Source organism: Candidatus Binataceae bacterium, from assembly GCA_036495685.1.
Classification (GTDB): Bacteria; Desulfobacterota; Binatia; order Binatales; family Binataceae; genus JAFAHS01.
In genome coordinates this window covers 23,004-47,769 of record DASXMJ010000149.1, presented here as the reverse complement: position 1 = coordinate 47,769, position 24,766 = coordinate 23,004, and the positions used below count along the sequence as shown (strand labels likewise).

At 61.0% G+C, this 24,766-nt stretch carries 26 protein-coding genes and 1 riboswitch; of the genes, 17 read left to right on the top strand and 9 right to left on the bottom strand.

Annotated elements, in window-relative coordinates; genetic code table 11:
* Positions 1–34: 34 nt before the first annotated feature.
* Both VGI36_14270 and VGI36_14265 read right to left on the bottom strand, forming a co-directional pair.
* Positions 35–1,414 carry an LLM class flavin-dependent oxidoreductase gene (locus tag VGI36_14270; protein HEY2486313.1) on the bottom strand — a complete coding sequence of 460 codons (1,380 nt, stop codon included), beginning with the start codon at positions 1,412–1,414 and terminating at the stop codon, positions 35–37.
* Between the two features lie 27 nt (positions 1,415–1,441).
* Positions 1,442–2,242, bottom strand: a complete 801-nt coding sequence (locus VGI36_14265; GenBank protein ID HEY2486312.1) for an alpha/beta hydrolase — start codon at positions 2,240–2,242, stop codon at positions 1,442–1,444.
* 170 nt (positions 2,243–2,412) lie between these two features.
* Here VGI36_14265 and VGI36_14260 point away from each other — a divergent pair, with 170 nt between their 5' ends.
* The 7 genes from VGI36_14260 to VGI36_14230 all read left to right on the top strand — a co-directional run bounded on the left by VGI36_14260 (position 2,413) and on the right by VGI36_14230 (position 7,684).
* Entirely contained in the window at positions 2,413–3,054 is a 642-nt protein-coding gene (locus VGI36_14260) for a protein-L-isoaspartate(D-aspartate) O-methyltransferase (protein ID HEY2486311.1), read from the top strand.
* Positions 3,055–3,195: 141 nt separating this feature from the next.
* A complete protein-coding gene (locus tag VGI36_14255) occupies positions 3,196–3,960 on the top strand; it encodes a M23 family metallopeptidase (protein ID HEY2486310.1) in 765 nt (254 codons plus the stop codon).
* A gap of 176 nt (positions 3,961–4,136) precedes the next feature.
* Positions 4,137–4,490, top strand: coding sequence for a metalloregulator ArsR/SmtB family transcription factor (locus VGI36_14250; GenBank protein ID HEY2486309.1), 354 nt, complete (start codon positions 4,137–4,139; stop codon positions 4,488–4,490).
* 126 nt (positions 4,491–4,616) lie between these two features.
* Positions 4,617–5,138 carry an adenine phosphoribosyltransferase gene (locus VGI36_14245; protein ID HEY2486308.1) on the top strand — a complete coding sequence of 174 codons (522 nt, stop codon included), beginning with the start codon at positions 4,617–4,619 and terminating at the stop codon, positions 5,136–5,138.
* A 42-nt stretch (positions 5,139–5,180) separates the two neighbouring features.
* Positions 5,181–6,089, top strand: coding sequence for a cation diffusion facilitator family transporter (locus VGI36_14240; GenBank protein HEY2486307.1), 909 nt, complete (start codon positions 5,181–5,183; stop codon positions 6,087–6,089).
* Between the two features lie 63 nt (positions 6,090–6,152).
* Complete coding sequence (locus VGI36_14235) at positions 6,153–6,788, top strand: isochorismatase family cysteine hydrolase (protein HEY2486306.1); 636 nt, start codon at positions 6,153–6,155, stop codon at positions 6,786–6,788.
* Complete coding sequence (locus tag VGI36_14230; protein HEY2486305.1) at positions 6,788–7,684, top strand: redoxin domain-containing protein; 897 nt, start codon at positions 6,788–6,790, stop codon at positions 7,682–7,684. Before VGI36_14235 ends, VGI36_14230 begins: the two co-directional genes overlap by 1 nt.
* Here VGI36_14230 and VGI36_14225 read toward each other — a convergent pair.
* The 3 genes from VGI36_14225 to thiS are packed head-to-tail and all read right to left on the bottom strand — an operon-like array spanning position 7,662 to position 9,412.
* Entirely contained in the window at positions 7,662–8,345 is a 684-nt protein-coding gene (locus VGI36_14225; GenBank protein ID HEY2486304.1) for a thiamine phosphate synthase, read from the bottom strand. The two genes, VGI36_14230 and VGI36_14225, sit on opposite strands and share 23 nt — an antisense overlap.
* Positions 8,346–8,352: 7 nt before the next feature.
* Complete coding sequence (locus tag VGI36_14220) at positions 8,353–9,132, bottom strand: thiazole synthase (GenBank protein ID HEY2486303.1); 780 nt, start codon at positions 9,130–9,132, stop codon at positions 8,353–8,355.
* 52 nt (positions 9,133–9,184) lie between these two features.
* A complete protein-coding gene (thiS, locus tag VGI36_14215; GenBank protein HEY2486302.1) occupies positions 9,185–9,412 on the bottom strand; it encodes a sulfur carrier protein ThiS in 228 nt (75 codons plus the stop codon).
* Between the two features lie 55 nt (positions 9,413–9,467).
* Positions 9,468–9,572, bottom strand: a riboswitch (TPP riboswitch).
* Positions 9,573–9,946: 374 nt separating this feature from the next.
* Here thiS and alr point away from each other — a divergent pair.
* From alr to VGI36_14190, 5 genes are all read left to right on the top strand, one after another.
* A complete protein-coding gene (gene alr, locus VGI36_14210) occupies positions 9,947–11,062 on the top strand; it encodes an alanine racemase (protein ID HEY2486301.1) in 1,116 nt (371 codons plus the stop codon).
* A 6-nt stretch (positions 11,063–11,068) separates the two neighbouring features.
* Positions 11,069–12,637, top strand: coding sequence for a bifunctional phosphoribosylaminoimidazolecarboxamide formyltransferase/IMP cyclohydrolase (purH, locus tag VGI36_14205; GenBank protein HEY2486300.1), 1,569 nt, complete (start codon positions 11,069–11,071; stop codon positions 12,635–12,637).
* A 197-nt stretch (positions 12,638–12,834) separates the two neighbouring features.
* Positions 12,835–14,163, top strand: coding sequence for a phosphoribosylamine--glycine ligase (gene purD / locus VGI36_14200; GenBank protein HEY2486299.1), 1,329 nt, complete (start codon positions 12,835–12,837; stop codon positions 14,161–14,163).
* Positions 14,164–14,192: 29 nt separating this feature from the next.
* On the top strand, positions 14,193–14,846 hold the full coding sequence (locus VGI36_14195) for an L-threonylcarbamoyladenylate synthase (protein ID HEY2486298.1): 654 nt from the start codon (positions 14,193–14,195) through the stop codon (positions 14,844–14,846).
* Entirely contained in the window at positions 14,843–16,132 is a 1,290-nt protein-coding gene (locus VGI36_14190) for a DUF1015 domain-containing protein (GenBank protein HEY2486297.1), read from the top strand. The genes VGI36_14195 and VGI36_14190 overlap by 4 nt, the downstream gene beginning before the upstream one ends.
* 48 nt (positions 16,133–16,180) lie before the next feature.
* On the opposite strand, the gene VGI36_14185 is transcribed toward VGI36_14190, so the two are convergent.
* Positions 16,181–16,339, bottom strand: coding sequence for a hypothetical protein (locus VGI36_14185; protein HEY2486296.1), 159 nt, complete (start codon positions 16,337–16,339; stop codon positions 16,181–16,183).
* Positions 16,340–16,603: 264 nt separating this feature from the next.
* Between VGI36_14185 and VGI36_14180 the strand changes: the two genes are divergently transcribed.
* Both VGI36_14180 and VGI36_14175 read left to right on the top strand, forming a co-directional pair.
* The gene (locus VGI36_14180; GenBank protein ID HEY2486295.1) at positions 16,604–17,224 is read left to right on the top strand and encodes a histidine phosphatase family protein; all 621 of its coding nucleotides are present in this window, start codon (positions 16,604–16,606) and stop codon (positions 17,222–17,224) included.
* 872 nt (positions 17,225–18,096) lie between these two features.
* On the top strand, positions 18,097–18,531 hold the full coding sequence (locus VGI36_14175; protein ID HEY2486294.1) for an antitoxin Xre/MbcA/ParS toxin-binding domain-containing protein: 435 nt from the start codon (positions 18,097–18,099) through the stop codon (positions 18,529–18,531).
* Between the two features lie 188 nt (positions 18,532–18,719).
* Here the strand turns inward: VGI36_14175 and VGI36_14170 are convergent, their stop codons facing one another.
* Together VGI36_14170 and VGI36_14165 are read right to left on the bottom strand one after the other, a co-directional pair.
* Positions 18,720–18,920, bottom strand: coding sequence for a hypothetical protein (locus VGI36_14170; GenBank protein HEY2486293.1), 201 nt, complete (start codon positions 18,918–18,920; stop codon positions 18,720–18,722).
* Positions 18,921–19,477: 557 nt separating this feature from the next.
* Positions 19,478–19,672 (bottom strand): hypothetical protein, encoded by a 195-nt coding sequence (locus tag VGI36_14165; GenBank protein HEY2486292.1) that lies wholly within the window; start codon positions 19,670–19,672, stop codon positions 19,478–19,480.
* Between the two features lie 151 nt (positions 19,673–19,823).
* Between VGI36_14165 and VGI36_14160 the strand changes: the two genes are divergently transcribed.
* The gene (locus tag VGI36_14160) at positions 19,824–21,254 is read left to right on the top strand and encodes a choice-of-anchor Q domain-containing protein (protein HEY2486291.1); all 1,431 of its coding nucleotides are present in this window, start codon (positions 19,824–19,826) and stop codon (positions 21,252–21,254) included.
* 311 nt (positions 21,255–21,565) lie between these two features.
* Here VGI36_14160 and VGI36_14155 read toward each other — a convergent pair whose 3' ends face one another.
* On the bottom strand, positions 21,566–22,345 hold the full coding sequence (locus tag VGI36_14155) for a methyltransferase domain-containing protein (GenBank protein HEY2486290.1): 780 nt from the start codon (positions 22,343–22,345) through the stop codon (positions 21,566–21,568).
* 124 nt (positions 22,346–22,469) lie between these two features.
* On the opposite strand from VGI36_14155, the gene VGI36_14150 reads away from it, so the two are divergent.
* Together VGI36_14150 and VGI36_14145 are read left to right on the top strand one after the other, a co-directional pair.
* Positions 22,470–23,681, top strand: a complete 1,212-nt coding sequence (locus VGI36_14150) for a CoA transferase (protein ID HEY2486289.1) — start codon at positions 22,470–22,472, stop codon at positions 23,679–23,681.
* Between the two features lie 275 nt (positions 23,682–23,956).
* Positions 23,957–24,664, top strand: a complete 708-nt coding sequence (locus VGI36_14145) for a peptidase E (protein HEY2486288.1) — start codon at positions 23,957–23,959, stop codon at positions 24,662–24,664.
* The last annotated feature ends 102 nt before the right edge of the window (positions 24,665–24,766 follow it).

The window sequence follows — 24,766 nt, the reverse complement described above, 5'->3', positions numbered from 1 at the left end:
CGAGATCTGCGCAAGTCCGCGGATTTTCCTTTTTCTACGATGCCAGCGGCGCCAGTGAGCCGACCGATTCCGGAACACCCGAGGCCGGTAGCTTGCGCGAGCCTGGCTGCACGTCGAACGGCGACACCAGGCCCAACTCTTTGCCGATTTCCCGCGTCGCGGGAAGTACCTCCTCGGCGATCAGGCGGATATTGGTGGTGCGCGCCTCGGCCGAAATCGGTCCGTCGTTTTGCCAGAAGCCGAAGATTCCCGGCCGCAACACCTCGAGCACCTTACGAATCTTCGGGATGACACTCTTGGGCGTTCCGCAAATCACCTGCAGCGAACGTTCCACCTGGGGGAAGGTCTCGAGGATTTGCTTGCGGGTGGCTTCGACGTCGATCTTCTGCTCCTGCCAGACCCCGGTGCGAAAATCGATTTGCGATTCCGCCACGCTGGTGCCGTTGGAACTGCGGCCGGTAGTCGCGTCGGCAAACGGACTGCCCGCCGAAGAATTCGGATCCGAGAATTGCCGCGCGACGCGCCGGGTCGCTTCTTTGGAGTTGTAGCCCGGGGGGAACATCCATTGCGGCTTGCCGAACAGGCTGTAGCCAATTCCCGCGCCGCCGAACATGTCCCATTTGGCGAGGTCGCGCGCCTTCTCCTCGGTCTCCGCAACAAACACCTTCTGCAAATAGCCGAAGTTCTCGGAACCTACCTGGTAGCCCTCCTTTGCCGCCGCATCACGATAAATGTTCCACAGTTCGACGGTCGGCTCGAGGAAGGTCGCTAGCGCGATGTACGGATAGCGGTGCTGTGCGCACCAGACGACGGTTTCGGGGCTGAGCAGACCGGGAATCCAGATGGGAGGATGAGGTTTCTGAAGCGGCAGCGCCCACGGGTCGACGAAACGATAGTTGAAATGCTTGCCTTCGTAGCGCCACGGGCCCGGCCGAGTCCACGCCTGCACCACGAGCTCATGCGCCTCGTTGAAGTATTCGCGGTTGTAGCCGGGGTTGGCGTTGGTCGCAAATTGCTCGCTGCCCGCGCCGCGAACCCATCCCGCAACCAGACGGCCGTGCGAAATCATGTCGATCATCGACAGTTCTTCGGCGAGCCGCAGCGGATTGCCGACCACCGGCAGCGGGTTGCCCAGCAGCACGATCTTCACGCGCTCCGTGATACGCGCCAGAATGGCGGCCTCCACGTTCATCACCGAGCCCATGCAGAACGCGGTGTCGTGATGTTCATTCAACATCACGCCATCGAAGCCGAGCTGCTCCGCGAGGACCTTTTCGTCGAGATATTCGTTGAGCAGCTGCGAGCCCTTGGCGGAATCGAAATGCTTGTTCGGAATTCCAAAGAAGCCGTTCTTGATAACTTCATCGTTGGGAACGTGCCGATAGGGACGCTCGGTGAAATACATTATGTGCATGGCCGCATCTCCTCTGCGTTCCGGAGCCTATTCCCCGAGGAACGCTTCAACCTCGCGGACGAACTCCGCGGATTTCTCGATTTCCGGGCGATGACCACAGTTGTCGAACGTCACCACGCGCGCGCCTCCGATCGCCTGCCGATATGCTTCGGCCGTGCTCACCGGGACGATCGCATCCTGCTTGCCCCACACGATCAGTGTAGGCAGTCCAGCCGCAACTCCCAAGAGGCGCGGCAAGGTGGGGTTGTGCATATATGGGGTCCACGCGAGTCGCGCGGTTTGGGCGCGGGCTTCTTCGAACTTCTCGAATTGCTCGGGCAACATGGGTCCACCGTACAGCTCGCCGAACTCGGGAGTGTTGGCGGGACTATACACGCTGGCGATGACCTGCTGCGGCGCCATGACCTGAAAGATGTCGAGGATGTCGCCGGTGGGTGGTCGAATGCCGGTTGGTGCGACCAGGACCAGCTTGCGAAATTGGGTTGGATTCGACGCCGCCATGTCCGCGGCAATCCATCCGCCCATCGAAAACCCGATCGCATCGACCGGGCCGAGCCCGTTTTCCTTGACGTAACGCGAATAAAAGCCCGCGAGATCGCGAATCGAAAGCATCCATTCCGCGCGCTCGGTGCGGCCAAACCCGGGATGAAGGGGGATAAGGAGAGTTCGGCGCTTCGCGAGTGCGCGGGTCCACTTTAGCCATCCCGGATTACCCAGCTCGTCATGGAGAACCAGCAAGGGTCTGCCTGCGCCGCCTCTCTCGACGATTAGGCTGGTGCCGTCGACCGCGACCGTCTGTTCACGCCAAGCTTGTGCTTCGTCCGCCATCAGCGTGCCGCCTCCCAATTCAAGGTGCGGCCCCTTCGACGCACCTCATCAGTCGGCCTAACACAGCGGCCAAGGAAATTACAAACCGATCGGTATGTGAGGACCACGCGTCGTGCGTAAGTTGCCCTTAAACGCTTGCGGCGGCACGCGTATAATCGGGGTCAGCATCGATGGACTTGACTCAAGCACGGGCGCGGATGGTCCAGGAGCAGATCGAGGCGCGCGGGGTTCGCGATCCTCGAGTACTGGCCGCGATGCGCTCGGTGGAGCGCCATCGATTTATTCCTGCCGAATACGCGGAACATGCCTACGACGACGGCCCGCTGCCCATCGGTGATTCGCAGACCATCTCGCAGCCTTACATGGTCGCGCTCACGTGCGAAGCTGCCGCGCTCCTGGGCAGCGAGCGGGTGCTCGAGGTAGGAACCGGTTCCGGCTACCAGGCGGCGGTGCTTGCGCACCTGGTGCACGAGGTCTACTCGATCGAATGCATCGAACACCTTCATCAGCGGGCGCGAATTCTTCTGGGCGCGATGGGCCTGGCCAATGTACATCTGATTTTGGGGGATGGGTCCGAGGCCTATGCCACTGCCGCGCCGTATGACGCGATCATAGTCAGCGCGGCGATGCCCCATATCCCTAGGATGATGCTGCAGCAGCTCGCTCCTGGAGGACGTCTGGTCGCCCCGATCGGAGAGGATGAGTTACAGAGCCTGGTGAGGGTCAGCCTGAACAACGGTCACTGGCAGGAAGAATATTTCGGCGAATGCCGTTACGTGAAAATGACCGGCAAGCAGGGTTTCAGCGAGTAGCGCGCGACGCGCGCAGAATAGGGTCCGGGGCGCGTTCCGACCTTGACGGGCACGTGATCGAACTGTAGCTGGCAGTCAATGATATAATGCCGATGCCCGGCCCGGACGAATCAGGGCCACAGGAGGTTGGCGACAGGGGCGGTGAAGGTTGGCGGGTGGCGGACGTACGCGGGGGTGGCGGCTGCGCTCTGGCCGCTGATGAGCGTGCTCGTACTGATCGGGTGCGGTAGCAGTGCACCGCCTCCTCCCCCGGCGGTGGTTTCCTCATCGCAGACCAGCTACCTGGTGAAATCCGGCGATACGGTCTACCGCATCGCGGCGAAATTCGGCGTTAGCACCACCGCCCTGATGAACGCCAATGGCCTCACTAACCCGCGCGACCTGCGCGTGGGACAGATCCTAACCATTCCGAGCATCTACCGCGGGTCAGCTCCGGCTTACGCGGGAACCTCACACGCCTTCCCCTATCACGGCGAGCGCGCGTCGCGGCAATTCGGATGGCCGGTTTCCGATGGGATGGTGTCGTCGGGGTTCGGGATTCGCAACGGCGCGATGCACCAAGGAATCGACATCGCAGCTCCGGAAGGCACCCCGGTGCACGCGGCCGATGGCGGTACAGTGATTTTTTCCGGCGTGCTGCATGGCTACGGCAATGTCGTAATCATCGGTCACGACGACGACTACGCAACCGTGTATGGCCACAACGAAGTAAACCTGGTCAAAGAAGGCGCCCGCGTGGTGCGCGGGCAGACCATCGCTCGAATCGGCACCAGCGGCCGCACCACCGGCGCAAACCTGCACTTCGAAGTGCGCTACGAAAATGTCGCCCACAATCCCCTCGCCTACCTCCCCGAGCCGCCGGCGGCCCCGGGAATCACTTACGCCGAGCAGAGCGGGACGTGGTAGTCTTCGCGGGAATTACAATGATCTGCATCACGGTGATGCGTCTGTAAGGTGCGCGGTGAGGGTGCCGGCCCACCCCAAAGGGGGCGGGTCGGGGCGTGGTGATTTTCGCTGCCCATTGACAAGCGGGCGTACGATATTTAACCATTTAGTTATCTAGTGGTGAGGTTCGTGGCCTGATGACGCCTGACACTCTAAGCAACACTTTTTCCGCGCTCGCCGATCCCACCCGGCGCGCGATTCTTGCCCGTCTGGCGTTGGGCGAACTTTCGGTGACCGAACTCGCGCAGCCATTCGAGATGAGCATGCCGGCCATCTCCAAGCATCTTAAGGTGTTGGAACGAGCCGGGCTGATCACGCGGGGCCGCGAAGCGCAGTGGCGCCCGTGCAGTCTTAAAGCGACCCCGCTCAAGGATGCGGCCGAGTGGCTGGAGCGCTACCGCCGCTTCTGGGAGGAAAGCTTCGACCGCCTCGATGACTACCTGCGCGAGCTGCAAGCCGGGGAGAAAAAGCGCGACCGCAAACATAAGTGATGACCGCCCTTCGGCTGCGCTTTCGCATCTTCCAGACTGTGCAAATTGTTCTTTCACCTGGCCGCGGGTATTCTTACATGCTCCGTCGTACTTCCCCGCGACGCGGTACACGCAGAAGGCCAGGCAATGACCATCGAGGAGCTGAAAAACCTCGTCCGCGATATTCCCGACTTTCCCAAGCCCGGGATCATCTTCCGGGACATCACCCCATTACTAAGAAATGCCCGCGCGTTCGCGCAGGTTATCGACCTGATGGCCGAGCGGTATCTCGGAGCGGCCGATGTGGTGCTGGGAATCGAATCCCGCGGGTTCATCGTGGGCGCACCTGTCGCTTATCGCCTGGGGGTCGGATTCACCATCGCTCGCAAACCCGGGAAGCTGCCGTTTGACACTATCGATGAGTCATATGAGCTCGAGTACGGCAGCGCGTCATTGCAGATGCATCGCGACGGAATTACCAGCGGCTCGCGGGTGCTGATCGTTGACGATCTGCTCGCAACCGGCGGGACCGCCTCGGCCAGCATCAAGCTGGCTGAAAAAATGGGTGGTCGGGTCATCGGCTGTTCGTTTATTATCGAGTTGAAAGCCCTGGGCGGGCGCGCACGAGTCACGCCCGTCAACTGTTCTTCGCTAATCCAATATGATTGAGCGCGGCGCCGGTAACCACCCACCGGCTGAATTCGTGCTGCCATGGACGCGCCTGACTCACATTCGAGCGTAGCCGCTGATCGGCGCCGCCTGTACATCGTGCTCGCGGTCGCGTCACTCTATTTCATCGCCGAGGTGGTAGCGGGCTGGCTTACCAACAGCCTCGCCTTGCTCTCGGACGCGGTCCACATGATGACCGATATTGCGGCGATCTGCCTGAGCTTGTTGACGCTGTGGATTTCGGCCCGACCGGCGACGGTCGGGAAAACCTTCGGCTATCTTCGTGCCGAGATCCTGGGTGCGCTGCTCAACGGTTTGTTCCTGTGGCTGCTGGTCGTGTTCATCTGGATCGAAGCGGCCAGCCGCCTGCGTCATCCCGAACAGGTGCACGGCCTTGGCGTGATGGCAGTGGCGCTGGTCGGAATTGCTGTCAATACGTTTTCGGCGTGGTTGACGGCCGAGCACAAAGACGGTCCGCACGGTGGCCGCGGAATGGCGTTGCGGGCGGTGTTTGTCCACGTGCTCTCGGACCTTATCGGTTCGGGTGGCGTCCTGATCGCGGGTGCACTGGTCTACTTCACCGGGTTCGTGCAGGCAGACCCCGCGGTCAGCATACTGATCGGCGCGCTGGTGCTTTACAGCTCGTGGGGCCTGGTGCGCGAAGGGGTCGATATCCTGATGGAATCGGTTCCGGGGCACATAGATCTCGCCCAACTGCGTGAAGATCTGCTCGCGGTGGATGGGACCGAAGAGGTGCACGACCTTCACGTATGGTGTCTGACCACCCGCGAGGTTGCGCTCTCGGCGCATTGCGTGGTGACCGACGCGGTCGATCACGACCAGGTACTCTCAGAGATGTCGCAGTTGCTGCAGAGGAAATTCAACATCCATCACATGACCGTTCAGCTTGAATGTGACAATCGCCGCGAGCGGGAACCCGGTCACTTCTAATCCGCTTACCCACCACGCACGAATCGGAATACACTGAAGAGAGGCGCGGACCGAATTCCGATCGTGCAACCGGAATCTACAATATTCTACGACGTTGACACGCAGCGCGATTTCCTACTCCCGGGCGGCACGCTGTACGTCTCCGGCGCGGAGCGGATCATCCCGGCACTTGCAGCGCTTACCACGATGGCGCGGGACAATCGCATCCGCATCGTGTGCTCCGTGGATCGCCATTTTCCCAACGACCCGGAACTCAAACGCAACGGCGGCAAGCACGACGATCACTGCATGGACGGCAGCGAGGGACAGAAAAAAATCGCCGAGACCGAGCCGCTCCATCCGCTCTATATCCCCAACCATCCGCTCAGCCCCAAAGAGATCGAGACCGCGCTGAGTCACCAGGGGGAAATCGTGTTCGAGAAACAGGAGTTCGACGTGTTTATTGGCAACCGGCACGCGCGCGCGATCCTGCGGATGTTGCTGGAGCCGTTTCGCGACGTAGTGCTCTACGGCGTGTACACGGAAATCTGCGTCGCTCATGCGGTGGAGGGTCTCACCCAGCTTGGCCCAAAGCTCACGATCGTGAGCGACGCGATAGCCGATATCGGCGACGATGCCGATGCCATTCGGCATAAGTGGAGGCACGCGGGAATCGAATTCGCGACGGTTGCCGAGCTCAAAGAACTCATTCCAGCCTGATGCGCGCCGACCAAGAGCCCGCCGCCACAATCGTTCCCGCCCCGCAACCAGCGTCGGAACCCGCGCCCGAAGAAGTCGTCTGGGTCACCCCGCCCTTCCAACCGTTGCGCGCTCTGGCTGCGCTCGCGCTCACAGCGATCGGCTTCGGAACTTACGAATGGGTGTTGCTCAACTTCTGGTCGTCCGAGTCTCTCGGCATTCACGAACGCATCCCCTGGCCATCGTATGGTCTGATCGCCGCGGCCCTGGTAATCGCGCTGGCCGGCGTGCGAGAGGCCCTGCGGCTGTGGTCGCCCCACGCAAAGCTCGGTTTCTCGCTGCTGGCGATCTTCGCGAGCGCGGCGATCGGAGTCGGCGGCGGGCGATTCATAAGTTACACCTTGCGTGGCACCCTGAATCCGCCGTTTCATCTGGCGGTCGGGGTCGGCGGCAGGTTCCCGGCATTTGCGCTTCCCGACCAGCACGGTGTCATCCACCAGGGTCCTGCGACCCAAGGGTCGAGGGCTACCCTGGTGTACGTCTATCGCGGTGACTACTGTGCGTTTGCCCGCCACGAAATCGCGGATCTGAATTCGGTGCTGCCACAACTGCGGAAAAACGGCGTGGCGCTAATCGCGCTGAGCGCGGATCCAATCGATCGCTCAAAAATGCTGTCCGGCTTTTTGCATTCCGACGTGCCGCTCCTTAGCGATGAGCACGAAACCGTCCTGGGACCGCTCGGGCTGGTCCAGCATCACCGCAACGGTGAGCCCGACAACGCCATTCCGGCTTTTTTTGTGCTCGATCACACCGGCAAGGTGCGGTGGGTTTTTACCTCGCCATATTACCGGCAGCTGCCACGCTCTGGCGATCTGATCGCAGCGGTGCACGAGGTCACGAACTCGGCGCAACCTTGAGGGCTTCCAGCATCGCGCGCATCGCTTGACGGGGCGAGTCTGCCCCGATGATCGAGCCGATGGCCGCGACCCCGGCAAGATTCACGCTCTCCGGGTTGGCGTAGAGCTCGGCGACCCGCGCGGGGGTTATACCCCCCAGGGCGAAGACCGGAAGCGAACCTGCTTCGCAGGCCTGAAACAGGGCCGCGGCGCCCTGGACCGCACCGTACGATCCTTTGGACAACGGCTGGTACACGGGGCCGAACACCGCAAAGTCGGCCTGCCCTTCGCGCGAGGCCGCCATCAGGTCGGGTGCAGAATGCGTGGAAACTCCCACGAGGCGATGATTGCCTAGGAGCTTGCGCGCAGCACTCGCGCCGATTGATGCGACCGGCAGATGGACGCCGTCGGCACCGGAAGCGACCGCGATGTCAACTCGCTCATTGATGAATAGTGGTGCACCTAGGCGGGTGGTCATTTCGCGCAATCTGCAAGCGAGTGCGTACACTTCGCGTGCGTCGAGGTCCTTCTCCCGGAGCTGGAGTGCCACGCTTCCCGGCGGTGCAAGGTCCGCCGCGATCTGCAGGACGGCCTCGCACGCGTCGAGGAGACTTGCCGACTTGACCGCTCTGCGATCGGTAATGAGATAGAGGCGGAAGCTAACCCGGCGAGTTCCGCTCAAACGCCTGTCACCGAACGATTCCGGTTATGGGGCTCGATGCAGTCGCATAAAGCTTCTTCTCGATACGCCCCGACAAGTATGCAATGCGGCCGGCCTCGATCCCGAGCTTCATCGCGCGCGCCATTGCAAGCGGATCCTTCGCACCCGCGATCGCGGTGTTCATCAACACGCCATCACAGCCAAGTTCCATCGCCTCCGCAGCATCCGATGCGGTGCCGACACCCGCATCGACGATGACCGGCACCTTGGCCTGCTCCACGATGATCGCAAGATTGTAGGGATTGCGGATGCCGAGCCCCGATCCGATTGGCGCCGCCAGCGGCATAACCGCGACGCATCCGACTTCCTGCAGCTTCAGGCAGGTAACCGGATCGTCGGTGATGTAGGGCAGAACCTTGAAGCCTTCCTTGACCAGCACCTTGGCAGCCTCGATGGTGGCGGGCACGTCCGGGAACAGCGTCTTCTCATCACCGATCACTTCGAGCTTGACCATGTCGCCGACGCCGACTTCGCGCGCCAGCCGGCAGGTGCGAATAGCTTCCTCCGCCGTGTAGCATCCTGCGGTGTTGGGCAGAATCTGGTAGCGCCTGGGGTCGAGATAGTCGAGCAGGTTTTCCTTGCCGCGGTCGGTGATGTTGACGCGCCGCACCGCGACCGTGACGATTTCGGCGCCGCTTTCTTCCACCGCGCTGCGGGTCTCGGCGAAGTCCTTATATTTGCCGGTCCCGACTATGAGGCGCGACTTGAAGGTCTTGCCAGCCAGTTTGAAGGGAGAGTCTTGAGTCATATAACTTGCGACGCAAGCTTCGCGCCTGTGTTCCTTGCTTGAGCGTCGAAGCTCATCCGCCTCCGACGAAATTGATTATTTCCAGTTCGTCGCCCGTCTTGAGAGTGGTCTTATCGTAGTCGGCTTTGGGCACCACCTCACGGTTCAGTTCGACCGCGATTCGGGTGGGGCGCATCTTGAGAGCGGCGATCAGCGCACTGAGTCGCGCCTCGCCATCGAGGCGGTACGGCTCGCCATTGAGCGTGATGGTAAACGCGCTGGAGTCTTTGGCCGCACCCACGAAAAAAGCCGCCTCCCGGGCGCCCTGGGAAGCGGCTTTCGGCCGACCAACGATCGTTCGGCCGTCGTGGCTTCCCTACGCCGGCATGACCCGGATCAGGTTCGAGGGGTTCTCCCGTCTGAGAGTTCTCAGCGCCTAAGGCGCACCCCCAGCCTGATCTGTTTATATCACTCGGCGCGAATAAAGAAAGCGAAACGGCGACAGGCGCTGGCGCTTGGATCCAATTCGCAACCATCATTCGACCGGCTCGTGGGCCGACCTTGCGGTCGTAGAGAGGCAACCGACGAGAGAAGTTTTCGGCCACATCGACAATCCACAAACCCACAGCGCGTTTGATTGACTGTGCCTACTTGCGGTGGTTAGCTGAATTTCGCCCCTTGACGGGCGAAATTCGAAGTGGCTCAAGCCATATCGAAGCAAGTTGCGAATCGAGCACATAGCGCCCGAGCCATGAACGAGGCTCGGGCGTTTTAGTTGCGCCCAAGTCGCAGGACGGGTCCAGGCGGGAAGCACATCAGCACTACGACGGAAAATGTGGGACGCCCCACCTTCGCGGAGATAGATCTCGACGCGTTGCGCGCGAACTATCACGCGCTCAAAGCCACCGCATCGCACGGCGAGCTGATGGTGGTGGTCAAGGCCGATGCTTACGGGCACGGTGCGATCGTCGTATCGCGCACGTTGGCGGCAGAGGGATGCCACTACTTCGGCGTCGCCACCATCGATGAGGCCCGCGAGCTGCGCGACGCCGGCCTCAAGGCGCGCATCTTTCTACAGGCGGGCTTTTTCGCTTCGCAGGCGCGCGAAATTGTCGACCTCGACCTCACCCCGTTTGTGTTTCATACCTCGCTGATTGCACCGTTGGAAAAAGCGGCCGCCGAGGCCGGGCGAACGCAGTTTTCGATCCACCTGAAGGTCGACACCGGCGCTACCCGCCTCGGTGTCGTGCCGTCCGACCTGGGGGCGCTCATCGATCGACTCCGTGGCGCGCCGACCCTTCGGGTGGAGGGTCTGTGTACGCTCCTTGCCAACGCAAGCGATCCGACCAGCGAGGTTACCGATTCCCAGCTTGCAGTATTCCGCAGCGCGTTGTGCGCGCTTTCCGATGCGGGATTCGTCCCCACCATTTGCCACGTCGCGAATTCTGCGGCGCTGGTGCTGCGCGACGATTCTCATTTCGATCTGGCACGCCCGGGGCTAGCCATATACGGCCTCCCGCCGGTAGCCGCAGTGAGAGAGAAGGTTGACTTGCGCCCGGTGATGACTTTCAAGACCCGTCTGATGCAGGTCAAGCGGGTGAGCGCGGGAACCGGCATCGGCTACGGGCACACCTTTGTCACCGCACGGGAAAGCACCATTGGGGTCCTGCCGGTAGGTTATGCCGACGGGTACAAGCGCGGCCTGCAACATGGCGGCGAAGTCTTGATTCGAGGTAAACGCGCACCCGTGGTCGGCGCAGTCTCGATGGATGTGACGACTATCGACGTCACCGATATACCGGGCGCGTCGGTCGAGGACGAAGTTATTCTCTGGGGAGGGGCCGGCGAAGCGATGATCAGCGTCAACGATGTGGCTCGGCTGGTGCAGACCATCTCGTATGAGATGTTGTGCACGGTCGGGAAACGCGTACCGCGAATTTGCCGGGGCTAAAATCGTATGGACGCAGATCGCGTTAAAATTCACCGTGCGCTGCTTGGCGTGTCGAACAAGGACGGACTGGCGGAATTCGCCCAGGCTCTCGCCAACCATGGGGTGGAGTTGCTCTCCACCGGTGGCACGAAGGCTGCGCTCGAAGGCGCGGGCATCAGGGTAAAAGCGGTGGAAGAATTCACCGGATTCCCGGAAATGCTCGATGGTCGCGTTAAGACCCTTCATCCGAAGATCCACGGCGCCATTCTCGCCCGCCGCGACGAACCCAGCCATCAACGTCAGCTGCGAGATCACGGCATCGAGCCGATCGATCTCGTGGTAGTGAACTTCTATCCATTCGAAAACACCGTTGCGCGCGCGGACGTGAGTCTGGCCGAGGCGATCGAGAACATCGACATCGGCGGGCCCACCCTGGTGCGCGCCGCCGCGAAGAACTACCAAGACGTAGCGATCGTCGTAGATCCGGCCGATTACAGATCGTTCGTGGCGGAGCTGGACGGCAACGGCGGCACGGTAAGCGCCGCGACCCGCTGGCGCCTGATGCGCAAGGCGTTCGCGCGCGTCGCCGCGTACGATGCGGCAATTTCAAACTGGCTGGGAACTCACGGCGGCGAAGGCGAGCTGTCCGCACTAGGTGAGACCTACAGCCTCTCGCTGCCCCGCGAGCAGGGCCTCCGCTACGGCGAAAACCCGCATCAGCAGGGTGCGCTGTATGGCCATTTTCTCGAAGTGGCCGAGCAACTCCACGGCAAGGAGCTTTCCTTCAACAACGTGTTCGACATCAGCTCCGCGGTGAACCTGATGCTGGAGTTCCAGGACGAGCGCCAGGCCCTCGTCGCGATCTTGAAGCACAACACGCCCTGCGGAGTCGGTCTTGGGCCGACGCTTAAAGCCGCCTGGGACAAAGCGTTCGCGACCGACCCCGATTCGCCATTCGGCGGAATCATCATCTCGAATCGCCCCTGGGACATGGAGTTCGCGCGTGCGGTCGATGAGCTGTTCACGGAAGTTCTGATCGGACCGGCATTTCCCGACGACGTTCTCGCGTTCCTGCGCAAGAAGAAGAATCGCCGCGTAATGCGGTTTCACGCCGATAAGGTCCCGCGCGCTGAATTCGACCTGAAGAAAGTCGTGGGCGGGTTGCTGGTGCAGACACCCGACCTGGCCATCGAAAATCCTCGCGACGGCAAGGTGGTAAGCCGGCGCAGACCGACCGACGCGGAATTCCGTGCACTGGAATTCGGCATCAAGGTCTGCAAGCACATCAAGTCGAACGCCATCGCATTCGTTACCGACGATCGCACGCTCGCGGTGGGCGGCGGCGCAACCTCGCGCATCGATCCGGTTTACGCCGCCCGCGAGAAAGCCGCACGCCTCAAAGTCTCTTTGGCCGGCTCGGTGCTGGTTTCGGAGGCTTTGTTTCCGTTCCCCGACGGCCCGACCCTGGCGGCCGAGGCGGGCGCCACCGCGATCGCCCAACCGGGCGGCGCGGTCCGTGACGAGGAAGTGATCGCGGCCGCGGACAAATACGGTCTGGCCATGGTGTTCACCGGCATCCGGCACTTCCGCCACTAAGGGCGATTAGTGGTGCTGGTCCGATTGGTTCGAAATTCAGCCTCTGTTGACAAAACTTCGCGGGCCTCGGTGGCGAGGGACCTGATCGTGCGGTAAAGTTCGAACACGCCTGTTTTTGTGCGACCGCCCTTGTGATGTGGGTCCGGCGTCATCCGGGGGCAGGGTGCGCTCCACGGCGAGGCGGCCTTCCACGCGGCATGAAAGTCCTGGTAATCGGCAAAGGCGGACGCGAGCATGCGCTCTGCTGGCGGCTGCATCAGAGCCAAAGTGTGTGGGGGCTGTTTTGTGCGAGCGGCAGCCCCGGAATCAATCAGCTTGCCGAGCCGGCTCCCATCTCACCGTTGGATTTTCCCACGCTGGTTGCGTTTGCCGGCGACAAGAAGGTCGATCTGGTTGTGGTCGGGCCTGACGATCCCCTTGGCGCTGGAATCGTCGATGAGTTCAACGCGGCTGGAATAAAAATTTTCGGACCCACCGGGGCCGCCGCGCAGCTCGAGACCAGCAAGTCGTTTGCGAAATCCGTCATGCGCGCGGCCGGGGTTCGCACTGCACCCTACGAACTCTTCGACGATGCAGCCGCGGCACGGCGCTACGTCTCAAGTCACGACCTACCGCTGGTCGTGAAGGCCGACGGCCTCGCCCTCGGTAAGGGAGTCACGATTTGCACCGATCGCGAGGCCGCCCTCGGCGCGATCACTGACGCGATGGAGGGCGGCAAATTCGGCCCAGCCGGACGCCGCGTGCTCATCGAGGAATTCCTGGCCGGTGAGGAGTTATCTTTCTTTGCGCTGTGCGACGGCGAGTACGCGATCCCATTCGGGACCTGCCAGGACCACAAGCCCATCTTCGATGGGGACCGCGGACCAAATACGGGCGGAATGGGCGCGTACTCTCCGGTGCCGCAATTTTCCCCCCAACTTGAAGAGCGCATCATGCGCGAGATCATCCAGCCCACGCTCCGGGAAATGAATGCGCGGGGAACGCCCTTTAGGGGAGTGTTGTTTGCGGGGCTGATGGTGAACGAGCAGGCGATTTCAGTGATCGAGTTCAACGCGCGCTTCGGCGATCCGGAATGCCAGGCCCTGATGATGCGGTTTGAAGGTGACCTCGGCGCCCTGCTGCTCGCCGCAGCGGAAGGCAACCTCAAACAGGTTTCGGTTAACCTGTCGCCCAGAAGCGCGGCCTGCGTGGTACTTTCGTCCGCCGGCTACCCCGGCACCTACCGCAAGGGGCTTCCCATAACCGGCATCGAAAAAATCGAGGGCAATGCGCCTTCGGACGCGAAGGTTCGATGGGCAATGAAGAAGGTCCGCGTCAAGGTTTTCCACGCGGGCACCGCGCTCAAAGATGGCCAACTCGTAACCGATGGAGGTCGGGTGCTCGCCGTTACCGCGATGGCGCCCTCCCTGGAGCTTGCGGTTTCCAGCGCCTACGAGGCAGCGCAAATGATAGAATTTGAGGGCAGGTACATGCGGCGCGATATCGCTCATCGGGCGTTGTCGCGCAGCGATGCCGGCCGCCGCTAACCTAGAGGCGGTTGCCCAAGGAGCCTCGCTTGCCGGGTTCTTCTTCTGCCAAGGCCTCCGCATCGCATCCGACGATCAGCACGATCCAGGACGCGATAGACGTTCTGCGTGCCGGTGAGCTGGTCGTCTACCCGACCGAGACTTTTTACGGAGTCGCCGCAGACCCGTCGTCAAAGTCTGCTCTCAAACGACTATTCGCAATTAAGGGACGTGATGCGGCGAAGACCGTCGCTATGATAGCCGCGGATACCCGCTCGGCGTTTTCGCTGGCGCGGGAAGTATCGCCAATTGCACGGCGGCTCGCGGAATGTTTCTGGCCAGGACCGTTGACGCTCGTACTTCCCGCCGCGGCGCAGATTGCGCCGGAGCTGGTCGGTGTAAGTGGAGGGGTGGGAGTGCGGGTATCATCGCATCCGACCGCGCGGGCGCTAGCCGCAGGTTTCGAGAGACCTATCACGGCGACCAGCGCCAACCGCGCCGGCGAGTCCCCCGCAAAAACCCTGGCGGATGCGCGCAAAGCGCTCGGGAACAAAGTTAAAGTATACCTTGAAGGTGGGACTCTGAGGACCAGCGCACCCAGCACGGTTCTGGAGGTGGCAGGCGATCGGTGGCGGATTATTCGGGAAGGCGCCGTGTCGGGTCGCCAGATTGCGGCAGCGCTCGCCGGAGAAGCCTTAGAATGAATCGTCTGGGCGCGCGGATAGAGCCCCTGCGGGGCCTCCTCTATGACCAGCGCACCGTGGGCGACCTCACGCGGGTGCTCGCTCCACCCTACGACGTTATCAGCGAGGCCGAACAGCGCGATCTTTACGAACGCAGCCCCTACAACGTGGTTCGCCTCGAGCTCGGGCGTGATGCCGATCGGTACGCCACCGCTCAGGCGACCTTGCGGGAGTGGGTAGACCGGGGTGTGCTACGCCGCGCCGAGCGCCCGTCGCTCTTCCATTATACCCAGCGCTTTCAGGTTGAAGGGCGCAACTTCGTCCGGACAGGGTTTGTCGTGCGCTTTCGGCTGGAGGACTTCGCCCGCGGCCGAATCCTGCCGCATGAAAAGACCTTTCCCGCACCCAAGGAAGACCGTTTCAAGCTGCTCGCCGCGACCCGCACCAACATCAGCTCGATCTTTGGTCTTTATTCCGGCTCGCATCCCGAGCTTGATCGTCTGCGCGCCGAAATCATGTCGCGTACCCCCCTGATCGAGGCCGACGACTCGCTCGGAATCCGCAACGAGCTGCGGGCAATCGAGGCGCCCGATGAAATCGCGACCGTGCAAAGTGCGCTCGAATCGGCGCGGTTACTTATCGCCGACGGGCACCATCGCTACGAAACCGCGCTAAGCTATCGAAGAGAGCGGCGAGCGACGGAGCACCCCAGCGATCCGCAAGGCTTCGACTATACGATGATGACGCTGGTCGCCTGCGACGATCCGGGGCTCGTGGTTCTGCCGACCCATCGCATCGTGCGGCGTCTGCGCCCACAGGCGATGGCGTCGTTCGCCGCTCAGGCGCACGAAGTCTTTGAGGTAAGCGCGGTCAACGACCGCGCCGCGCTGCACAACGGTCTCGTCGACGGAGGAGACGGCACGATCGGAATCGCCCTGGCTGGCGCGCAACGCTTTTTCGTGGTTCGCGTTAAGAACCCCGACGCGACCGCGCGGGCGATTCCGGAAGCGCCAGCGGAAGTGCGGAGTCTCGATGTTACTGTTCTACACACGCTGATCTTCGATCAGATTTTTTCGCTAACAGCATCTGAAATCCGCAAAGGCGGCAACCTTGAGTACACCATCGACGCGAACGCGGCCCTCGACGCGGTCCGCGACGGCCGCGCTGATGGGGCATTCCTTGTGAACCCGCCGTCGATCAACGAGGTCGAGCGGGTGAGTGACGCCGGAGCCACCATGCCGGAAAAATCGACCTACTTTTTTCCGAAGCTGGCGACCGGGTTGGTACTGAATCCGTTGGATGACTGAAACGCTCGACCACCACTGAGCCGCGGCGCACAAGCGTGTGCCGCGATCCTAGTCAAGGAAGAGGAGGATTAGAGTCGCGAGCGGACCGAGCAGGATGGAAAGCAAAAACCAGTTGAGCCCGCTTCTCTGCTTGCCCTGTGCCAGGCCGCCATTGATGAGCGCCAGGGTACCCCAGCCGACGAAATACTGGCTGTCGCCAACCTGCATGGCAATGCGCTACTTATCCGAGCTTGCCTCTGCTGAATGCGAAATCTCTTGGGCCTCCTTTAATAGGACAGCGGACCTGCGGTCAACACCAGCTCGATGTTCGGTGGGTGAGATGAATGGAACAGCAGAGAAGATACCGGAAAGCTGCTTTGTACGCCGAATCGCGCGCGCCCAGTTCGGACTCGGAAACGCATCGAGTTCGGTGAGGAGCCCTCTTAACGTTGAACCCGGCGGCCGCCGCGGAAGGGTCTTCTTGTGAGGGCAATGAGACCGACGCTTATTCTCGTGCGCCATGGTGAAACCGAGGGTGAATCCAGTATTCGGTATCATGGGCGTACTGATGTGCCGCTGTCCGATCTCGGGCGCACGCAGATGCACGCAGTGCGGGCTGCGCTCCTGGAGCTGTGTTCTCCGCAATTGCGGTGGGTTTTCACCAGTCCGTTGGTCCGCGCCGCGGAAGGCGCGCGACTCATCGCTGGCGAGTCGGCCGAGCTTTGCGTTCTCGAGGAGTTTGTCGAAGTACACTTCGGCCTGTTCGAAGGGCTGACCGCCGAAGAAATTCGCGAACGCTATCCGGAGCATTATGCCCAGTGGAACACCGAGCGGCTTGCTCCCGGATATGCCTATCCAGACGGCGAAAGCCGCCGCGCCTTCGCCGAACGAGTAATTGGTGGTGTCAGAAAGATGCTGTCGCTGTGGCGACCCGAGTCACACCTCGCATCTGCGGCGCTCCTGGTCGCACATCGCGGCGTGATCCGCACGGCGGTACAACATCTGACGGGCAACCAGCCGAGTGTCGAGCTGGGATCGATCCAGGTCATTGAGCTGGACGGCGGCTGGCGCGCGACGATGCTGGACCATATCGGGCACCTCAAAGGCGTCTGATCTTCATTCCGACAACTCGTGGCACGCGATTCGGCAGAGCAACTTCCGCTAGCTGTGAATATTGCGTGCGAGCGCATTCCCTCGAGATAGCATTTCACTTGCTGATGGCATACGCCGACTCATCAATAGTCACCTGATAATTCCCCTGATGTACGAGTTCGGCTCACGCTTTTGCTGTTGATTCTGCGACGCCTACGTCGGACCTGAGGCGCCGCTTATTTTCAAAACTTAACGCTCATCGGGGACGCGGCGGCCTCGAGTGATCCCTCTTTTGAACAAGGTTTATCCCTGACAATGCGCGACATTCGCGTCTTACGGAACTCCCTCTTGAACTCACAGAATTGGGACAAGGCCGGTCACGCATACGCTGAAGCGCACGATCACTACTACCGTGTGATACACGAAACATCGGATTTGTTTGCCGCCATGTTCTGTGAGTCAGGCCCAGAAGCGGACCGCCGCCGCGCTACGCGCTTCCGAAAATCGCAGAGGATCCGACGCGTGTTATTGATCATCTGTTTAGCGGACCCGACCTGCCCTTGAACGAATCAGCTAAAAGAAGATTCTTTGGCGAGGATTGAGCCTGAAAGAACGCACGGCGTCTCTGCCGTTGGTGATTTCACCGTTTCCGTCTGGTTCCCCAGATAGCTTCCTTAAGGACTCCGCCGAACGCGTTGAAAGCGTACACGCCTCTGTACTCCATCGGAGTCCCGGAGCGCCACGAAGTCTCGCTCGTCAGCGACTTGGCTTAGGCCCTTGTGACACCAAGCTGAGCCAAGGGGACCAGCCTGAAGACGGGATGCTCAAGAGACATATCGACCGCTTTACAAGGGTAGCCAAATGGCCTACGCTAATTGGCCAAAAGGCTAACAATGGAAAGCGAAGCCATTGCCAACGTTCTGGGCGGCCGGAAGGTTCTTGGCAAGACCGTAAGGAAGCCAGATGACCTGGCAGATCTGATCCGCAAAGGTCTTCCCGCGAGTTCAGTAAGGACCCTGGCCGTAAAACTCTCGCTCGGCAACGCCGCGCTTTTGAAGAAGCTCGGAATTCCGCAACGGACGATGACTCGCCGTTTGAGCGAGCGGTCGCGGTTGACACCCGCCGAATCCGACCGCACCGTCCGTTTTGCTCGGGTATATGCTCATACAGTTGCGATGATTGGTGACGAGGAAAGGGCTGTTCAATGGCTTCTCACGTCCAACCGAGCGCTCGGCGGCGAAACGCCTCTGGACCGCCTCGATACCGATGTCGGCGCTCGCGAGGTAGAGGACGTCGCGGGCCGGATTGCATATGGCGTATATAGTTGATGCACTTTTGGCGAATCTGCCGACGCCGCTATGCTGCGGATGCCGCAACAGGCGAAGGAGCGCGCTTGTATGGCGGTCGCTGGAACAGCCGAGGAATCCGCGTCGTGTACGCCTCAACCTCTCTCGCGCTCGCAGCAGTTGAGACCTTTGTGAACTTAGAGCCGAATCTCCAACCAAGGGACCTCGTTTCAATCGAAGGCGAGATGTCCGAAGAGCTTGAAATTGGACGACTCGACCAAAAGACTCTGCCACGCGACTGGCGCAAAACGCGAGATGAATCTCCGCGTCACTTTGGAGATGAATGGATACGCGCCGGGCGGACGGTAGCCCTGTTGGTCCCATCGGCGGCAATTCGCGGCGAATGGAATGTCCTCCTCAACCCTGTTCACCTAGATTTCCAAAAAGTCAAATTCGGCGAACCTGTACCGTTTCATTTTGATACACGAATGTTCCGATAGTAGCGGCCCGATTGCGGCCATTCTCCAGGAGCTGTTGGGTATCGCAATTATTTTATTTTCCCCAAATCGCCTCGCGTTGCCGACAGTTTCGGATTGCTCAGAAGCTGACGGTTGGGTCCTCGTCCCGTACTGAGGTTGCCCATCCTCCACTCTGTTCTTCTAGGGCTCAGGATAACAAATCCCTCTGCGCGCCCGCCTGATGGACGAAAATGTCCTCGTCGGTAAATCACTCGTGTGTTGACAGGGTTGCGGTAGAGCCCAGGTTCCGAATCGTCTTCTCCTCTTAACGGAACAGAAGTCAAAAACCCGGGCCACCGAGTTCGAAGCTCGAAGACGCCAATGGTGTGGGGCAAGGTGCCGCTCCCCCGGTTCCTCAGCAACGGCAGCACCGCACGCGCCTTCCTCAACACGCAACGCCGCGCTCGCTTTTCCAACGGTCGACAGCCGGGATTCAGGCAAGTTTCTCTCAGATGGCGGAGGGACTGCCGTTAGGTATGGCCGCCCGTCTGCTCGGTAACCGCAAGGCTCACCCATCTGTTCCTGCTCGACGTGATCTGCGACAGGCTGACGCGATGGACCGCGCCGGGCCTGCTGGTGCCTGGGGAGGCGGCCCATCCGATGTCGCCGGTCGGCCGACAGGGATCAACATCGGGTACCCGATACTCACCCTGGTGCTCGCTCAACCCGCCAGCTCGTATCCGCTTTGAAAGGGCCCACTTCAAAGCGAGAGCTGCGAATGAGCGATTTCTCTAACCTCGCCGTTCTGCTACTTCCACGCCTCAAGGTTCGGTGTCTTTTCAGATTTAATGCTGCCTCGAAGGGAGGAACTCGGCAATGATTGGCAAGAGGAAGTGTTTACCACTGTGCGCTCTCACTGCGGCTTTGCTCGGTCTGTTCGTCGGCAGCACTGCATTCGCAGCGACCATAACTGTCAATTCGCTCGCCGACCCCGGCCAGGTCGGTGTCTGTGCCCTGCGCGACGCCATCACGGCCGCAAACACCAAGACCGCGACGAATGCCTGCGCTGCTGGGAGTGGCCACGACATCATCAAGTTCAGGGTCGCGGGGACAATCACGCTTGCGAGCACACTGCCGGAAGTCACCGACGGCCAACTGACCATTACCGGCCTCGCCTCACCTGGCATTACGATTGATGGCGGCAACAATCCGTTCCAGCAGGTGCAAGGCGTGCAGGTGATGCAGGTCGCGTCGAGGGTGACGCTCAACCTTAACCACCTGACAATTGCCGACGGCTTCAACGCCAGCCCCGGCGGCGGGATCAGCAATGACGGGACACTGAACGTCAGCAACAGCACTTTCTCCGGCCACCAGAGCGTCCCCGGCATTTTTACACTCAACGAGGGCGGAGCTATTTACAATGCCGGGAGCTTGACGGTCACCAACACCACGTTTTCCGGAAACAGAGCCACTACCGCCGGTCCCGGGCAAGCCGGTGCCGGCGGCGCAATTTTCAACGAAGGAACGATGAAGGTTACCAACAGCACTTTCTTCGACAATTTCGGATTGGCAGACGGCGGCGCCATTTCTAATGACGGGATCTTGACTGTCGTCAACAGCACCTTCTTCGAAAACACAACCTCAACCGCCCCGTTTCCTGGCCCCGGCGCCGGCATCCAGAACTGTGGAACGCTAACCGTCACCAACAGCACCTTCTCCGGCAACGGCGGAGGTCTGGGCGGGGGTATCTCTAACGGGGGTATCTGTAATGGGGGTTTCGCCAGCCTCAAGAACACCATCCTGGCGAATAGCAGCGGCGGTATCTTTACCCCTCCTAGTAATTGCTCCGGAACGATTAACGACGCCGGCTACAACATCTCCGACGACGCCTCATGCGGGTTCGCCAAGACCGGCTCCGCGAATAATGGCGATGGTGTGAATCCACTGCTTTCGGCTGCCGGATTGGCCAATAACGGCGGACCGACAGAGACCATCGCGCTTCAATCGGGGAGCCCGGCGATTGACGCGATTCCGCTGGCAGACTGCACTGATCAGGCCTCACCGCCCAATCCGATTACGACCGATCAGCGTGGGCTTCTCCGTCCAGATACCGGAGAACAGGTCTGCGATATCGGTGCGTACGAATTCCAGGACTTTGCGGGGGACCCTGGGCAGGCGAACTGTTATGACGAGAGCGTCCGCGCGCTCAACCGCCAGTTCGGCAGCCTTGACGCGGCGGCCTCAGCCAAGGGGTACTCCAGCTTGAGGGAGCTCCAAAACGCAATTGGGGCGTTCTGTAAAGGATAGCCGCAGCTGCTGCCAATCGGACGCGGACCCTTTGAGCTCAACTAGCGAGGGTGAAAAAAGTGGACACATGCAGTCCAATCAAGTACGGACCTTGATCGGTCACCAAGATAGCGGTCAACCGAGCGCAGGATAACAAAACCCACGTCCACGGAGCTGCGCGTTGCTCGACACGTTCGGAGAGCTAAGGAGGTCTAATTTCTGCGCACCGGATCGAACGCACTTTTCGTTCGGCGAGTTGCAGGACGCCAACTTCTTGACGGCACCTTCCCTCGGAATTTTCTTCTGCGATCGCGTACCGGTCACAGATTTGATTAGACCCGCCGCAACACCCCCCACCATCGCCGCTGACACCTCGACAGCGGTTTCGTAAATGACAGATCGGTGTAGGTTGCGATCATTTCAAACATCCGCGATGCCCGACCGAGCAACTCCAGCGTGCACGGCAGCGTGTAGCGAATCGGAACCACGTCGCGGGTATTGACCCGCCGCCCGGGGAATCGAATCGAACACGAGATTTCGAAATTGGAGTAGACGCCGGAATACCACGGCATCGGGCGATGCACCCCGCGCACCTCCACCCTAGCATCGTCGACCCGCAGTGATCGGTCCCACAACTTGTGCGCGCGCGTGGCCCGGATGCCGTCCTGCCGATCGACGTCGATGCAGTAAAGCGCGCCCCGTTTGAGCAACCGGCCCACGCTGCGCAGATGGGACACGATATCGTGGTTCTCGGTCATGACCGGAAAGGTTTCCGACATGAAGAATGCGGCATCGAAGCGCTGTTCGGGGAGGCGAAATCGCTCGATGGGCCGCCGATAGAAGCGGATACCTTCGAGGCCGGCGGATTCGCGGCATCCGGCGGCGATCATGGTCTTCGATCTATCGATGCCGACTACCTCGATACCGGCTCGTGCGAGGAGTTGCCCGTGAGGGGAGTTGCCACAGGCAAGGTCGAGGACCCGGTTCACGGGACGGTCTAGATGCTCGCGCCAAATGCGGCGCAGAAAGCCCACTTCCTGTGCGATTTCGCGCGGCTCCTCCATGTGTACCCGGCGAAAAATATTCGGGAACTCATAGATACTGTGTTCCATGGCGGATGAGCTTACCGGCGCCGCGGCGATGCGCAATCTGCCGCTTGAGATTTTTCCGACCACGGCGCGATAATGCGCCCGCAACAATCAATTATTTGAACGATCGGTCAGGAGGCATCGCACCATGGCGAAGCCGCTCGAGGGAATCAAAGTCATCGAGATTGGTCAGGAAATCCAGGGACCCTTTGCCGGCTTGTTTCTTGCCGACCAGGGTGCGGACGTGGTCAAGGTCGAAAACAAGGAGACCGGTGATCTCAGCCGCTGGATGGCAGCCTCGCTGATTGGCGGGCCCGGCGTGCGGAACGCCGCGGTGTCCCATTACTTCATCGCGATGAATCGCGGCAAACGCAGCATCACCGCCGACTTGAAGAAGCCGGCGGCTATCGAGATCGTGCGGCGAATGGTGAAAGCCTACGACGTGCTGCTTACCAACTATCGTCCCGGCGTGCTCGACAGGCTCGGACTCGGCTACGAGGAGGTGCGCAAGCTGAACCCGCGCATCGTGTATGCGCAGGGCAGTTCGTGGGGACCAAAGGGGCCATGGGTGATGCGGCCGAGTCGCGACACGCTGGCGCAGGCCGCCAGCGGGATCATGGCCAAGACGGGAATGCCCAACGATCCTCCGCTTGCCGCGGGAATCTTCGTCGCAGATCACACCGGTGCGCTGAGCCTGGCGGGAGGAATACTCGCGGCGCTGGTGGCGCGCGAGCGGACCGGAACGAGCCAAAAGGTCGATGTGTCGATCTACGGCACGATGATCGCGATGCAGGGGATGGAGATTAACTACACCTCGATAACGGGCCAGGAGCCGGAGCGCGCCGGCCGCGGTCATCAGTTCCTGCACGGCGTGTGGGGCGCCTTCCCGACCAAGGATGGCCATATCTGTATCGCCGGGGTCGACGACAAACGCTGGCCGGCGTTCTGCAGAATCATGGGAATCGAAGAGCTGGAAAAAGATCCCGAGTACGGCGACAACGTAACGCGCAACTTCCATGGCGAGAAAATCCAGTCGGTGCTCGATTTGATCTTCCCCAAGAAGACCAGCAAGGAATGGCTCGCGGCACTCAACGACGCGGATATTCTGGCCACCGAGGTGGTCGATTACCGCACCATGCTCCAGAGCGAACAGGCGCGGGTCAACGGGTACCTGAAGGAACTCGACCATCCAGTAGCGGGCAAGGTGCTGGTCACCGGAACCCCGGTGTCGATCAACGGAGAGGTCGAGACCGTCGCGCAGATGCCGCCCGAGCACGGCGCCAACACCGAGGAAGTCCTGCTCGAACTAGGGTATTCGTGGGAAGAGATTGGTTCGCTGCGCGAGTCCGGCGCGGTTTGAACTGGAACGCGTTCAGCAAAGAGACCTCCCACGGCCGGGAATGCAACCATCGCGGCTACGAAATTTAGAGACGGCTCCGTTTCCGGCCTGACGCTGGCGATTTTGACCGGCGCAGTGTGGTCGGTCGCCGAGGCAATCTAGAGCGCTGACCGGCACGCCGGAAATGGCTCGGATTTCCAACAAAGCATCAACTCAACCAGGGGGAACTCGAGCTGAATCGAACCGAAGTTCCTAATCGTTTCGACTGCTCCTCGCGATTCAGCTAAACCACCGAGATGCCTGAGCGTCATATCGTGGCGATGGGAGGCGGCGGCTTCTCCATGGACGGCGACAATCCGCTACTGGACGACTTCGTATTGTCGCTCGCACGGACCCGGACGCAACCGCGCATATGTTTTATCGCAACGGCGAGTGGCGATAACGACGGCTACATCGCACGCTTTCATGAAGTTTTCCCGCCCGCGCGGGCGCGAGCGACTCATCTCAAGTTCTTCGCACGCACGGTGGTGGACTTAAGGAACTTCGTCCTTGAACAGGATGTTATCTACGTCGGTGGCGGCAGTACCGCCAATCTGCTCGCCGTGTGGAGGCTGCACGGATTGGATCGAGCACTGCGCGCAGCGTGGAACCGCGGGACAGTGTTGGCCGGTCTGAGTGCCGGCGCAATCTGTTGGTTCGAGCATGGCGTTACTGATTCGTTTGGGCACCGTTTGCGGCGGCTGGATGGCGGGCTGGGTTTTCTGCACGGCGGATTCTGCCCGCACTACGACGGCGAAGCGGCGCGGCGTCCCGCGCTCCATGGTCTCATTCGCGGCGGATTTGTACCGACCTTCGCGCTCGACGACGGCGCCGGGGCGCATTTCGTCGGGACTCGCCTCAAGGAGATAGTTTCCTCGCGCCCCAAGGCGCGGGCATTTCGCGTGACGCGCAAACGGGGTTCAGTAGTTGAGACACCCCTTAAGGTTCGCTACCTAGGCGCTTGAGAGGGCCTGCAGATCACTTTCGATTTTGCTGCCCGCGAACGCCTCGGTAACATCGTGACAGGACGCGCGGACGTGACGACCCTGCGGACATTTCGCGACCAG

Excerpts from the sequence above, each read along its gene's own strand:
- VGI36_14175 (HEY2486294.1), top strand. The coding sequence starts at position 18,097 with ATGGAAAGCGAAGCCATTGCCAACGTTCTGGGCGGCCGGAAGGTTCTT.
- VGI36_14160 (HEY2486291.1), top strand. The coding sequence starts at position 19,824 with ATGATTGGCAAGAGGAAGTGTTTACCACTGTGCGCTCTCACTGCGGCT.
- VGI36_14145 (HEY2486288.1), top strand. The coding sequence starts at position 23,957 with ATGCCTGAGCGTCATATCGTGGCGATGGGAGGCGGCGGCTTCTCCATG.
- VGI36_14220 (HEY2486303.1), bottom strand. The coding sequence starts at position 9,132 with ATGACTCAAGACTCTCCCTTCAAACTGGCTGGCAAGACCTTCAAGTCG.
- VGI36_14185 (HEY2486296.1), bottom strand. The coding sequence starts at position 16,339 with ATGCAGGTTGGCGACAGCCAGTATTTCGTCGGCTGGGGTACCCTGGCG.
- VGI36_14155 (HEY2486290.1), bottom strand. The coding sequence starts at position 22,345 with ATGGAACACAGTATCTATGAGTTCCCGAATATTTTTCGCCGGGTACAC.
- VGI36_14265 (HEY2486312.1), bottom strand. The coding sequence starts at position 2,242 with ATGGCGGACGAAGCACAAGCTTGGCGTGAACAGACGGTCGCGGTCGAC.
- VGI36_14190 (HEY2486297.1), top strand. The coding sequence starts at position 14,843 with ATGAATCGTCTGGGCGCGCGGATAGAGCCCCTGCGGGGCCTCCTCTAT.
- VGI36_14250 (HEY2486309.1), top strand. The coding sequence starts at position 4,137 with ATGACGCCTGACACTCTAAGCAACACTTTTTCCGCGCTCGCCGATCCC.
- VGI36_14180 (HEY2486295.1), top strand. The coding sequence starts at position 16,604 with ATGAGACCGACGCTTATTCTCGTGCGCCATGGTGAAACCGAGGGTGAA.
- VGI36_14260 (HEY2486311.1), top strand. The coding sequence starts at position 2,413 with ATGGACTTGACTCAAGCACGGGCGCGGATGGTCCAGGAGCAGATCGAG.
- purD (HEY2486299.1), top strand. The coding sequence starts at position 12,835 with ATGAAAGTCCTGGTAATCGGCAAAGGCGGACGCGAGCATGCGCTCTGC.
- VGI36_14240 (HEY2486307.1), top strand. The coding sequence starts at position 5,181 with ATGGACGCGCCTGACTCACATTCGAGCGTAGCCGCTGATCGGCGCCGC.
- VGI36_14230 (HEY2486305.1), top strand. The coding sequence starts at position 6,788 with ATGCGCGCCGACCAAGAGCCCGCCGCCACAATCGTTCCCGCCCCGCAA.
- VGI36_14245 (HEY2486308.1), top strand. The coding sequence starts at position 4,617 with ATGACCATCGAGGAGCTGAAAAACCTCGTCCGCGATATTCCCGACTTT.
- VGI36_14270 (HEY2486313.1), bottom strand. The coding sequence starts at position 1,414 with ATGCACATAATGTATTTCACCGAGCGTCCCTATCGGCACGTTCCCAAC.
- purH (HEY2486300.1), top strand. The coding sequence starts at position 11,069 with ATGGACGCAGATCGCGTTAAAATTCACCGTGCGCTGCTTGGCGTGTCG.
- VGI36_14150 (HEY2486289.1), top strand. The coding sequence starts at position 22,470 with ATGGCGAAGCCGCTCGAGGGAATCAAAGTCATCGAGATTGGTCAGGAA.